Annotated in this window: 8 protein-coding genes; 6 read left to right on the top strand and 2 right to left on the bottom strand. The window is 72.3% G+C overall.

The annotated features are described in order from the left end of the window. Positions 1-105 precede the first annotated feature (105 nt). Both ACH5AF_RS18710 and ACH5AF_RS18705 read left to right on the top strand, forming a co-directional pair. A complete protein-coding gene (locus ACH5AF_RS18710) occupies positions 106-351 on the top strand; it encodes a DUF2630 family protein (RefSeq protein WP_398902728.1) in 246 nt (81 codons plus the stop codon). Between the two features lie 210 nt (positions 352-561). Next, positions 562-2,556 carry an FUSC family protein gene (locus tag ACH5AF_RS18705; RefSeq protein WP_398902727.1) on the top strand — a complete coding sequence of 665 codons (1,995 nt, stop codon included), beginning with the start codon at positions 562-564 and terminating at the stop codon, positions 2,554-2,556. On the opposite strand, the gene ACH5AF_RS18700 is transcribed toward ACH5AF_RS18705, so the two are convergent. Further along, complete coding sequence (locus ACH5AF_RS18700; protein ID WP_398902726.1) at positions 2,551-2,946, bottom strand: RNA-binding S4 domain-containing protein; 396 nt, start codon at positions 2,944-2,946, stop codon at positions 2,551-2,553. The genes ACH5AF_RS18705 and ACH5AF_RS18700 overlap by 6 nt on opposite strands. Before the next feature lie 198 nt (positions 2,947-3,144). On the opposite strand from ACH5AF_RS18700, the gene ACH5AF_RS18695 reads away from it, so the two are divergent. Both ACH5AF_RS18695 and ACH5AF_RS18690 read left to right on the top strand, forming a co-directional pair. Continuing rightward, entirely contained in the window at positions 3,145-4,623 is a 1,479-nt protein-coding gene (locus ACH5AF_RS18695) for an APC family permease (protein ID WP_398902725.1), read from the top strand. Between the two features lie 124 nt (positions 4,624-4,747). Then, complete coding sequence (locus tag ACH5AF_RS18690) at positions 4,748-5,707, top strand: hypothetical protein (RefSeq protein WP_398902724.1); 960 nt, start codon at positions 4,748-4,750, stop codon at positions 5,705-5,707. A gap of 24 nt (positions 5,708-5,731) precedes the next feature. On the opposite strand, the gene ACH5AF_RS18685 is transcribed toward ACH5AF_RS18690, so the two are convergent. After that, on the bottom strand, positions 5,732-7,786 hold the full coding sequence (locus ACH5AF_RS18685) for a PhoX family protein (protein ID WP_398902723.1): 2,055 nt from the start codon (positions 7,784-7,786) through the stop codon (positions 5,732-5,734). A 284-nt stretch (positions 7,787-8,070) separates the two neighbouring features. On the opposite strand from ACH5AF_RS18685, the gene ACH5AF_RS18680 reads away from it, so the two are divergent. After that, positions 8,071-9,870, top strand: a complete 1,800-nt coding sequence (locus tag ACH5AF_RS18680) for a VWA domain-containing protein (protein WP_398902722.1) — start codon at positions 8,071-8,073, stop codon at positions 9,868-9,870. A 133-nt stretch (positions 9,871-10,003) separates the two neighbouring features. Further along, on the top strand, positions 10,004-11,611 hold the full coding sequence (gene metG / locus ACH5AF_RS18675; RefSeq protein WP_398902721.1) for a methionine--tRNA ligase: 1,608 nt from the start codon (positions 10,004-10,006) through the stop codon (positions 11,609-11,611). Positions 11,612-12,021: the final 410 nt, after the last annotated feature.

Below are 12,021 nucleotides of genomic sequence, written 5' to 3'. Positions count from 1 at the left end.
GGCCGAACTGCCTCTGGAGAAGGCGTCTGACGCGGCGCGCCCGGAGCCGCGCCGCAGGAGCGCGCGGCAAGGCCGTCTTCGTCCTGTGAGCAGGAGGTGGTGGGCATGAACGACGAGCAGATCATCGACGACATCGGCGCACTCGTCGAGGAGGAGCGGGCCCTGCGCGACCACTCGATCCAGCAGGGCGGACTCGACGCGGACCAGCAGGCCAGGCTCAAGGAGCTGGAGATCCGCCTCGACCAGTGCTGGGACCTGCTGCGCCGGCGGCGGGCGAAGTCGGAGTTCGGCGACGACCCCGACACGGCGCAGGTGCAGCCGCCCGACGAGGTCGAGAACTACGAGAGCTGACATGCCGCCCGACGAGACCGAGAACCACGAGAGCTGACATGCCCCCCGACGAGACCGAGAACCACGAGAGCTGACATGCCCCCCGACGAGACCGAGAACCACGAGAGCTGACATGCCCCCCGACGAGACCGAGAACCACGAGAGCTGACGTGCAGGCCGGGGACGATCGCAACACTTGCGCACGGCGGGTCCTTCGGGTCTGTTGACTCCATGGCGGAGCACGAGGGCGGGGCGAGAGCGGCGGGCCGGCGCGCGGGGCGTCGGGCGCTGACCCCGCCCGAGTGGCTGATCCGCGGTCTGCGCCCGCAGGACGCGCCTGTCCCTCGGGCCGCCGTCGCCCGTGCCGCCGTGGCCCTCTCGGCGCCACTGGCCGTGGGCCTCGCGACCGGCCAGCCCGCGTACGGGGCGCTGACCTCGATCGGTGCGCTGTCCGGAGTCATCGGCGACACGGCCGACGCCTACCGGATGCGGCTGCTGAACATCGCCGTCCCCCAGCTCTTCGGCGCGGTCGGCATCATGCTCGGCACGCTCGTGTACGGGCAGGGCTGGGCCGCCGTCGGCGCGCTCACGCTGGTCGCGCTCGTCTCCGGCATGATCTCCTCGATCGGCGCGGTCGCCTCGGTGTCCGGTCTGCTGCTCCTGTTGAACGCCGTGGTGGGCGCCGGCCTGCCGATGCCGGGACCGTGGTGGAAGGCCCCGCTGCTGATCACCCTCGGCGGGCTGTTCGTGCTCGTGCTGACCCTGCTGGGCTGGCCGCTGCGCGGCCGGGCACCGGAAGTGGCCGCGGTGGCCGCGACCTACCGCAGCGTCGCCGAGCTGCTGGCCGCGGCGGGCACGAGCGACTACGACGCCCGGCGCCAGGACGTCACCGAGTCCCTCAACACCTCCTACGACCTGATCCTGGCGCGGCGTGCCCACGACCACGGCCGGCGCGGCCCGTTGGTGCGGCTGCTCGCGCAGCTGAACGTCGTCATCCCACTCGTCGAGGCCGCCGCGGCGGCACACCGCTACGGACGGGCCTCCCGCCGCCCCGAGATCGCCGCCGCCGTGCGGGAGTTGGCGGACGCCGTGGAGCACGGTCGCCGCACGGCGCCGGAGGCTGTGCTGCCCTCCCCCGAGGGCCCGGCGGACCGCGCCGTCGAGCGCGCCGTGCGTCACGCGTCCGCGGTCGTCCACCGGCCGGACGCCGATCCCGCCCGTGCCGACGACCGGCTCGGGCGGCCCGCGGCGCTCGGGGTCCGCGTCCGCCGGGCGACGCGCGGCGTGCTGCTGTCCGAGCAGTCCTGGCGGTACGGGCTGCGGCTGGCGCTGTGCATCGGCATTGCCCAGTCGTTCGTCTCGCTGGTGCCGCTGACCCGCTCGTACTGGGTCGCGCTCACGGTCACGTTCGTCCTCAAGCCCGGCTTCGGCTCGGTCTTCTCCCGCGCGGTGCTGCGTGCGCTCGGCACGGCCGCGGGCCTGCTCGTCGCCACCGCGGTCCTCGCCGCCGTGCCGCGCGGCTGGGCGGACGTACCGGTGATGATGGTCCTCGCCGCGCTGATCCCGGCGTTCTCGGCGAAGGGGTACGCCTTCCAGACCGCGGCGATCACCCCGGTGATCCTCCTGCTGTCGGACGTCCTCAACCACCAAGGCTTCCACCTGGTGCTGCCCCGGCTCGTGGACAGCCTCATCGGCTGCGCCATCGTCCTGGTGGCGGGCTACCTGCTGTGGCCGGAGAGCTGGCACACCCGCATCGGCGACCGGCTGGCGCAGGCCGTGGAGGACGCGGCGGACTATGTGGCGTGCGCCTTCGGCAGGGTCGGCTCGTCGGCCCCGGGCGACCAGGGCGAACGGGTGCGGCGACGGCGACGGCTGTACCGGGACCTGTCGAACGTGCGCTCCGAGTTCCAGCGGGCGCTGACCGAGCCGCCGCCGACGGGTGCGAGGGCCGCGGCCTGGTGGCCGCTGGTCGTGGCCGTCGAGCGGATCGTGGACGCCACGACGGCGGCACGGGTGCGCGTGGACCACGGGGCCACGCCGCCGCACGACGCGGAGATCACCGGCATCGAGCGGCAACTGCGCGAACTCGCCGAGGGGCTGCGCTCCAGCGAGGAACTGGTGGAGGTGCGCGCCGACCTGCCGGGCGACGACAAGGGCGTGCTGGAGCCGCTCCGCCAGGAGGTCAGGGCTGCGCGGGCGATCGCCTCGCCCGCGCCGAGGTCATGATCCCGGCCGGTGGCCCTGCAGACGCTCCAGCTCGCGGCGGTCCCGCTTGGTCGGGCGTCCGGCGCCCCGGTCCCGTACGGCCGCGGGAGCGGTGAACTCCTTCGGCGGGGGCGGCGGGCTGTTGTCCACGTAAGCCTGCACGGCGACCGGCGGACCGACCCGCTTCCGCACGATCTTCGAGACGACCACCAGCCGCTCCCGCCCGGCGTGGAACACCCGCACCTGGTCTCCGACCCGCACGGACTGCGCGGCCTTGACCCGCTCGCCGTTGACACGCACATGGCCCGCCCGGCAGGCCGCGGCGGCCTGCGAGCGGGTCTTGGTGAGCCGTACCGACCAGACCCAGACGTCGACCCGTACGGTTCCCTCGTCCGCCACCTCTGCAGCCATGCCACCGACTCTACGGCTCCAGGTCCCCGCGGGGCACTCGCACGGAAGTGGACGGCACCCCACCCCCTCACCACAGCGCACCCGTCCGACTACGATGCGCACGATCTCCCCTTGACGGAGGGCTCTCCTTCGAACGCGGGTGTTCGCTTCTGTCGTGCCCGCATCTCCCGCGCGGCACAAGGGCATTCGGAGATTTCCATGCGCAGCAGCTCCGGCAGAGGGCTCCGGCCAGGAGTCCTCGGGACGTTCGACACCGTCGTCATGGCGGTCGCGGGCAGCGCCCCGGCCTACTCGATCGCGGCGACCACCGCCGTCCTCGTCGCCACCGTGGGTCTCGCGGGACCGGCGGCCCTGCTGTACTGCGCGATTCCCATGTTCGGCATCGTCCTGGCCTTCGGCAGGCTCGGCCGCCTCGACGTGAACGCGGGCGCCGGATACTCATGGGTGGGCCGCACCCTGCACCCCTTTCTCGGCTTCCTGTCCGGATGGGCGCTGGTCGTCTCCACGACGATCTTCATGGTGGCCGGATCACTACCGGCCGGCGCGATGACCCTGGCGCTGATCGACGAGGACCTCGCCGACGACACGGCACTGGCGACGGTCGTGGGCGCGGCCTGGTTCGTCGCGATGCTGCTGGTCGTGCTCGGCGGTGCGCGGCTGACCGTACGCGCCCAACTGCTGCTCTCCGGCGTCGAACTGGGCATCCTCCTCCTGTTCATCGCCGCGGCCGTCGTGAACCGCGGCAGCCGTGTCGCCTTCGACTGGTCGTGGTTCGGCTTCTCGCACTTCGAGGGAACCGGCGGATTCGCCTCCGGCGCCCTGGTCGCCGCCTTCTACTTCTGGGGCTGGGACGTCACCAGCAACCTGAGCGAGGAGACGCGCGACAGCCGGCGCACCGCGGGGCTCGCCGCGCTGATCGGTGTGGGCATCGTCTTCGTCCTCTTCGAGGCGTTCACCGTCGCGGTCAACCTGTTCCTCTCCGCCGAGGAGGTCCGGGCCTCCGGCGCCCAGGTGCTCGGTGCGCTGGGCGAGGCGGTCTGGCCCGGAGTGGGCGGCAGACTTCTCGTTGTCGCCGTGCTGTTGTCCACCGTGGCCACGCTGGAGACGACGCTCATCCAGGTGACGCGGTCGCTGTTCGCCATGGGCAGGGACCGCACCATGCCCCCGGTCCTCGGGCGGGCGCACCGCCGCTGGCACACCCCGTGGGCCGCGGTCGCCGTCGTCGGCGCCGTCGCGCTGACGATGTTCGCGGCGTCCGCCGCGCTCGGCTCGATCGGCGACGTGCTCGCCGCCGCGGTCGCCGCGATGGGACTGCAGATCGCCTTCTACTACTCTCTCGCGGGCATCGCCGCGGTCGTGGCCTACCGCAGGACGCTGCTCGGCTCGGTGCGCGACTTCGTCCTCGGCGGCGTCTGGCCGCTGTTCGGCGCGCTGTTCATGCTGTGGATCTTCTTCGAGTCACTGGGCGAGCTGAGCGGGGCGTCGATCGCGATCGGCCTCGGCGGGCTCGCCGCCGGCATCGTCCCGATGGTCCACTACTGGCGGAAGGGCAGCTCCTACTACCGGCCCGCCCCGCTCGACGCGACTCGTCCCATCGACACCGACGACCACTACGGGGACCGGGGGCCGGGCAGCCGTACCGACTACGCCGACAAGGCATTCGCCACCGACTACTGACCGCTGCCCCACCTCATCCGATCGCCGCGCCGGACCGGCCGTCGCCCCCCGTAGAGCCTGTGGATCCCCGCAGTCGCCCTGGATCCCCCAGATCGTCCCTGAACCGCCGAGGAAAGTGCCGCCCATGGCCGCTCGCCGCCGCTTCGTCCCCGACTTCGATCCCGCCTACGGGGACCGAGCGCTCATCGACGCCCTCGACGACATCGTTATCGGCCGCTGGCAGGGCGTACGGGACCTGCTGCGCGACACCGGCGACGACTGGGGGCTGCGCACCCACCGGATACGGCTGCTGGCCCACGCCGCGGCCGGCTCGTCCGCCACCGGGATCTGGCGGGCCGCCGAACCCGCCGGCCCCGACGCGGCGGTCCTCGCCGCGGCGACGGAGGTCGTACGGGTCTTCCACCGGGCCATCGCCGCGGGGCGGGGCGGCGGCGTGGACCGCGACCGGCTGGACCTCGCCGTGCGGTCCTGCCTGGCGGCCGCCGACCTGCACCCCGCCGACCCCATGCCGTGGGTCTCGCTGCTGACGGTGGCGCGGCTGTACGAGGGCGGGGTGCCGCACCGCGAACTGCGGCGCTGGTGGGACGAGATGCGCGGGCGCGACCCGTACAACGTCGAGGGGCATGTGCAGCTGCTGCGCTACCACTCGGCGCGCTGGCACGGCACGCACGGCAGGATGTACGACTTCGCGCGGGACGTGGCGGGGGCGTCGCCTCCCGGGTCGCCGCTGCCGGTACTTGTGCAGATCGCGCGCGCGGAGGAGTACCGCCATGTCTGCGACGCCGCCCAGGGACGGGCGGTGCGCGGGCTGGACCAGCACTGGAAGCACGAGCTCGCCGTCGTGGAGATCCGGCGCACCTGGGAGCGGTGGATCCTGTGGCGGACGGACGGACCGGTCGCACCCCAGGAGATCGGGGAGCTCAACTACCTGACGCACGCAGCCTGTTACGCGGGGCTGCGGCAGGAGGCCTGCGGCCTCTTCCAGCTGCTGGGCACACGGGCGGCGCATCTCCCGTGGGCGTACACGGGAGATGCGGCCGAGCAGTTCACGAGGTGGCGCACCCAGGTGGGGGCCACCCCCTGAACCGCCCCGTGAACCGCCGCACGGTCACGCGCCGATGCCGCGGCCGTCCTTGCGGTAGACGGCGACGACCGACGGGCGCACGAGCTTGCCCGGTCCGTCGGGCCAGGCGCTCGCGGGCTTCTCGACGGACGCACCGTCGACCTCGCCCGGGTGCTGGACCGCGACCAGCACGCGGCGGTCCTGGATGACCGGGCCACAGGTCTCGGCGCCGGTCGGCACGGTCAGGAACTGCTTGAGCTCACCGCGTCGCTCGCCGTGGGTCGCCACACCGAACAGGCCGTCGTGCGAGCCGAGCGCGTTGCCGTCCGTGGAGATCCACAGGTTGCCGTACGGGTCGAAGGCGACGTTGTCCGGGCAGGAGATGGGGCTGACCTTCTCCTTGGGGAAACCGGCGAAGTAGGTGGCAGGGTCGTTCGGGTCGCCCGCGACCAGGAAGAGGCGCCAGGCGAAGCCGTCGCTCGCCGGGTCGTCCCAGTGCTCGGCCAGCTCCAGGACCTGGCCGTGCTTGTTCTTGTTGCGCGGGTTGGCCTCGTCCGCGCCGGCCTTGCCGGCGGCGCCGCGGTCCTTGTTGTTCGTGAGCGCGACGTAGACCCGGCCGGTGCGGGGGCTCGGCTCGACGTCCTCGGGGCGGTCCATCTTGGTGGCGCCGACCTTGTCACCGGCGAGGCGGGTGAAGACGTACACCTCCTCGGCGGTCATGCCCGGGACGTGCGAGACGTCGCCGGTGGCGAGCGGGATCCACACGCCGGAGCCGTCGAACTCGCCGTCGTTCGGCAGCTTGCCGGTGCCGTCGATCTCCGCGGCCGGGCTGTCGCCGGTCAGCTTGGCGACGTACAGCGTGCCCTCGTCGAGCAGCGTGAGGTTGTGCTCGCGGGCGGCGCGGCCGCCGCCCTTCATCATCCGCTTGGACGAGACGAACTTGTAGAAGTAGTCGAAGCGCTCGTCGTCACCCATGTAGACGACCGGACGGCCGTCGTCGGTGAGACGGGGCTGCGCGGCCTCGTGCTTGAAGCGGCCGAGCGCGGTGCGCTTGCGGGGCGTCGACTCGGGGTCGTACGGGTCCAGTTCGACGACCCAGCCGTGGCGGTGCGACTCGTTCGGCTCCTGCGCCGCGTCGAAGCGCTTGTCGAAACGCTCCCACTTGCGCTCGGTGGGTCCGGAGGCGATGCCGTAGCGCTTGTCGGTCGCGCTGGAGCCGCCTGCGAAGTACTGGTTGAAGTTCTCCTCGCCGTGCAGCGTGGTGCCCCACGGGGTGGTGCCGCCGGCGCAGTTGTTCAGCGTGCCGAGCACCGTGGTGCCGGACGGATCGGCGGACGTACGCAGCAGGGGCGAGCCCGCGGCGGGGCCGGTGAGCTCGAACTCGCTCGTCGCGGTGAGGCGGCGGTTGAGCGGGTGACGCGTGATGGGGGTGAGTCTGCCGTTGCGGTGCTCCTCCTGGACCACGACGACGGACAGACCGTGCGCGGCCCAGGCGATCTCGACCTGCTCGCGGGTCGGGTTCTCGGGGTCGTAGCCCTTGAACATCAGGACTTCGTCCGTGTACTCGTGGTTCGCGACGAGGACCTGGCGGCCGCGCTCGCCCTTGAGCGGGAGCAGGGAGAGGAAGTCGTTGTTATAGCCGAACTGCCCGGCCTGCGCCTCGGCGGTCTGCCTGTCCGGGTCGAAGGCGGGCGCACCGCGCAGGATGGGCTCGCCCCAGCGGATGACGATGCTCTGCTCGTAGCCCGCGGGGACGGTGACCTTGTCGTCATTGTTCGGGGCGACGGGGGCGAAGCGGAGACCGCGGGCCCCGTCGGCCGTGCCTGGCTTGTGCGGGTAGCCGGTTCCGGCTGCCGTGGCCGGGGCTGCGCCCTGCACGACGGCCGCGCCGCCCGCCGCGGCGGCGACGGTGACGACGGCGGCGGCGCGCATGATCGAGCGGCGCGACAGCACGCTCGCTATGACGTCACCGACGTACTCGTTGTCGCTGGTGTTGGGGACCTCGTGGAAGCAGGCGTCGCCGCAACGGTAGCGGCAGGTCAGCGCGGAACGACCGCCCGCGTGGGGGGCGGCGTTCAACAGCGGCAGCAGTTTGCGCACTTCGTCCTCCTTCGGCGCAGCCTGCGCCGACATGGTGTCGGAATGATTCCGGCCGTGACGTTAGGTGCGTAGCTCTGCCCGGCGGCGGACACAGAGTGAACGGGCGATGAATGCGGCACGGACGAGGCACGGTTGGGATGTGTGGGGGAGGCATGAGGGTGCCCTCCCCGAAGCCGCCGCGGGCTGCCGCTAACCTTACGTGTCCGCCCTGTCCTGCGTTGCCCGGGCGGAACGTCTGCAGGAGCGGACAGTCACCGCACCCAACTCATGCGAAAGGCCCGCCCATGGGTATTCGGAGCTTGCTGCGCAAGGTGTTCGGCCGCGATCGCGCTGACGGCGCCGGGCACGAGGAGTCGGCGGCGACCTCCGTTCCGGCCCAGACGGAGCGCAAGGAACCGGCCACGGTGCCGGCGCAGGCACCGGTGGACCGGGCGTCGGACCTGGTCTCGGCGGCGTTCGACAGCCCGCCCTCACGCCGCGCCTCGGTCCCGCTCCAGTCCACGCCGGAGCCGGCGAAGCCGGCGAAGGTCGTCACCACGGAGACCGCCCCCGCCACGCCGGAGACGGACCCGGTCGAGCCGGCCGAGAGCGTCGCTGCGGAGACCACCACCGCCGCGCCCGACACGGACCCGGTCGAGCCGGCCGAGAGCGCTGCCACGGAGGCCGACGCCGCCGCGCCGGAGGCCGACCCCGCGCCGGAGGCCGACGCGGTCGAGCCGCAGGACGAGGCCCCCGCCACGAACGCCGCTGCCGCGGAGGAGGCCCCGGCGAACGAGGTCACCCCCGAGCCGGAGGCCGACCTCGACGAGCAGGCCGACGAGACACCTGAGGCCGCCGCCAACCCTCCCGCGGCCGAGAACATCACCGCAGAGACGACCACCGCCGCGCCGGAGACCGCCCCCGAGCCGGAGGCCGACACCGCCGCGGCGGAGAGCGTCGCCGCGGACACCGACGCTGCCGCGGAGGAGGCCCCGGCGGACGAGGTCACCCCCGAGCCGGAGGCCGACCTCGACGAGCAGGCCGACGAGACACTTGAGGCCGCCGCCAACCCTCCCGCGGCCGAGAACATCGCCGCAGAGACGACCACCGCCGCGCCGGAGACCGCCCCCGAGCCGGAGGCCGACGCGGTCGAGCCGCAGAACGAGGACCCCACCACGAACGCCGCTGCCGCGGAAGAAACCCCGGCAGACCAGGTCACCCCGGAGCCCGAGGCTGCCCCGGTCGAGCAGGCCGACGAGACGCGCCTGGCCGCCGCACCCGCGGAACCCGCCGCACCCGCGGAGCCCGCCGCGGCCGAGAGCATCGCCGCGGAAACCGCCACCCCCGCGGCCGACGCCGCCGCGCCCGAGGTCACCCCCGAGCCGGAGGTCACCGCCGCTGCGGTGACCTCGGCCGACGAGGGCACGGGGGCCGCAGCCGAAGGCGGCAAGGCCGCCACCGCGCTCGCGCGCGTCAAGGCCCGCGCTCCCCGGCTCGTCGACGCGTACAAGACCGCCGGCGCCGCCCTCAAGAAGGCCGGGCTCACCGGTGCCCGCGCGCGGGTGTATCTCGTGCTCGACCGGTCCGGGTCCATGCGGCCCTTCTACAAGGACGGCAGCGCCCAGCACCTCGGCGAGCAGGCGCTCGCCCTCGCCGCGCATCTCGACGAGCGTGCCACGGTCGACGTCGTCTTCTTCTCGACCGAGATCGACGGCACCGGCGAGCTCACCCTCGACGCCCACGAGGGCCGCGTCGACGAGCTGCACGCGGGGCTCGGCCGTATGGGACGTACGAACTACCACCTCGCCGTCGAGGAGGTCCTCGCGCTGCACGCCAAAGCGGCCACGGACGCCCCCGCGTTCGTGATCTTCCAGACCGACGGCGCGCCCGAGTCCAAGACCGCCGCCACAGCCGCCCTCGCGGCCGCCGCCGCCCAGCCGGTCTTCTGGCAGTTCGTGGCGTTCGGCGAGCACGACGCCAAGGCGTTCGACTACCTCCGCAAGCTGCAGGCCGACAACGCAGCCTTCTTCCACGCGGGCCCGGCGCCCGCCGACCTGCCGGACGCCGAGGTGTTCCAGGGGCTCCTCGGGACCTGGCGTCCCTGAGTCACCGGCATCACACGCCACACCCGACGGCCGGGTCGCGCACACCGCGCGGCCCGGCCGTCGGGCGTCCGCCTCGCACCCCCGCGCCTTATGCGTGTGAGTTGATCTCCAGCGGGCCGATAGGATTTCGACCATGGCGGCCACTGGATCCGAGAAGCAGGGGGCGAAGGCGTACTACGTCTCGACCCCCATTTACTACGTCAACGACGCTCCTCACCTGGGCCACGCCTATACGACCGTCGCAGGCGACGTGCTCACCCGCTGGCACCGTCAGCGCGGCGAGAAGGTGTGGTACCTCACCGGCACGGACGAGCACGGTCAGAAGATCATGCGCACGGCCGAGGCGAACAACGTCACGCCCCAGGCATGGTGCGACAAGCTCGTCGAGGAGGCGTGGAAGCCCCTCTGGGAGCACCTGAACATCGCGAACGACGACTTCATCCGCACCACGGAGAAGCGGCACACGGATCGTGTGCAGGAGTTCGTGCAGGACCTGTACGAAAAGGGCGAGATCTACAAGGGCGGGTACGAGGGCCCCTACTGCGTGGGCTGTGAGGAGTACAAGCTCCCCGGCGACCTCATCGAGGCCGAGGACGGCACCAAGCTGTGCCCGATCCACAAGAAGCCGGTGGAGATCCTCAAGGAGGAGAACTACTTCTTCAAGCTCAGCGAGTACGGCCCGAAGCTGCTCGACCTCTACGCGGCGAACCCGGACTTCATCCAGCCCGAATCCGCGCGCAACGAGGTCGTGAACTTCGTCAAGCAGGGCCTCCAGGACCTGTCGATCTCGCGCTCCACCTTCGACTGGGGCGTCCCGGTCCCGTGGGACGAGAAGCACGTCATCTACGTGTGGGTCGACGCGCTGCTCAACTACGCGACCGCGGTCGGCTACAACGAGAACCCGGCGAAGTTCGAGGAGACCTTCCCGGCGAACGTGCACCTGGTCGGCAAGGACATCCTCCGCTTCCATGCGGTGATCTGGCCCGCCATGCTGATGGCGCAGGGCCTGCCGGTGCCCGGCAAGGTCGCGGCCAACGGCTGGCTGATGGTCGGCGGCGAGAAGATGTCCAAGTCGAACCTGACCGGCATCAAGCCGCAGGACCTGACCTCGCACTTCGGCGTGGACGCCTACCGCTGGTACTTCCTGCGCGCGATCGCCTTCGGCAGCGACGGCTCGTTCTCCTGGGAGGACTTCAGCGCCCGCTACACCTCCGAGCTCGCCAACGACTACGGCAACCTGGCCTCGCGCGTGGCGGCGATGGTCGGCAAGTACTTCGCGGGCTCCCTGCCCGCCGCCGACGCCCCCGGGGACGCCGAGAAGGCCGTCCAGGACGGTCTGGCCAAGGCGGTCGCCGAAGCCGACCGGAAGATCGGCGAGGAACTGGACTTCCAGGGCGGCATCCTGGCGATCTTCGACTTCGTGAAGCAGGTCAACGGCTACATCACGGAGCAGGAGCCGTGGAAGGTCGCGAAGGACACCTCTGACGAGGGCCGCGCCCGCCTGGCGACGATCCTCTACACCGCCGCCGATTCCCTGCGCGCGGTCGCGGTCCTGCTGAACGCGGTGATGCCGGAGACGTCCCAGAAGCTGTGGGAGTCGCTCGGCGCCGAGCCCGTCCTGGGTGCGCTGGCCGATCAGCGGGTCCAGGAAGCGGGCGAGTGGGGCAAGCTCCCCGCGGGCACGACGGTGACGAAGGGCGCGGTGCTGTTCCCGCGCCTGGAGGAGCCGAAGAAGGACTGACCCGGCACGGCGAGGGGCCCGGAACCACACCTTGGGACACCTTGGGTTCCGGGCCCTCGCCACATCCGCCGCGCAAGCAGCTCCACGGGCTCCTCCCGTATCCGCCGGGCCCGGCCCCTCGCCGTATCCGCCGCGCAAGCAGGTCCACGGCCCCCCGCCGTACTCCGGCGTGCGCTCGGCCCGTCAACGTGCGCTCATCCCTTCGGCGATCCCGCGTCCCCCATCACCACCTCCGGCCGGAGCCCGGCTCCAGATGCAGCCGCCCTGCGCGGCGGAGCCGCCGGGCGCAATGGGGAGGGCCCCGGGACCGGCCGACGGCCGGTTCCCCCGCCCACCCCCCGAGGGGGGGGGTCCAACTCGGCACACATGGCGACCCCCATGCCACCCTCGAGTTTCCGCACCCGCCGGCG

The sequence above is a fragment of the Streptomyces sp. NPDC018833 genome, assembly GCF_044390825.1.
Lineage (GTDB): Bacteria > Actinomycetota > Actinomycetes > Streptomycetales > Streptomycetaceae > Streptomyces.
This window is presented reverse-complemented; position numbering and strand designations above follow the sequence as displayed.

Bases quoted from the DNA above. Each gene is read 5' to 3' on its own strand.
- ACH5AF_RS18680 (WP_398902722.1), top strand. From the start codon at position 8,071: ATGGGTATTCGGAGCTTGCTGCGCAAGGTGTTCGGCCGCGATCGCGCT.
- ACH5AF_RS18705 (WP_398902727.1), top strand. From the start codon at position 562: ATGGCGGAGCACGAGGGCGGGGCGAGAGCGGCGGGCCGGCGCGCGGGG.
- ACH5AF_RS18690 (WP_398902724.1), top strand. From the start codon at position 4,748: ATGGCCGCTCGCCGCCGCTTCGTCCCCGACTTCGATCCCGCCTACGGG.
- ACH5AF_RS18700 (WP_398902726.1), bottom strand. From the start codon at position 2,946: ATGGCTGCAGAGGTGGCGGACGAGGGAACCGTACGGGTCGACGTCTGG.
- ACH5AF_RS18710 (WP_398902728.1), top strand. From the start codon at position 106: ATGAACGACGAGCAGATCATCGACGACATCGGCGCACTCGTCGAGGAG.
- ACH5AF_RS18695 (WP_398902725.1), top strand. From the start codon at position 3,145: ATGCGCAGCAGCTCCGGCAGAGGGCTCCGGCCAGGAGTCCTCGGGACG.
- metG (WP_398902721.1), top strand. From the start codon at position 10,004: ATGGCGGCCACTGGATCCGAGAAGCAGGGGGCGAAGGCGTACTACGTC.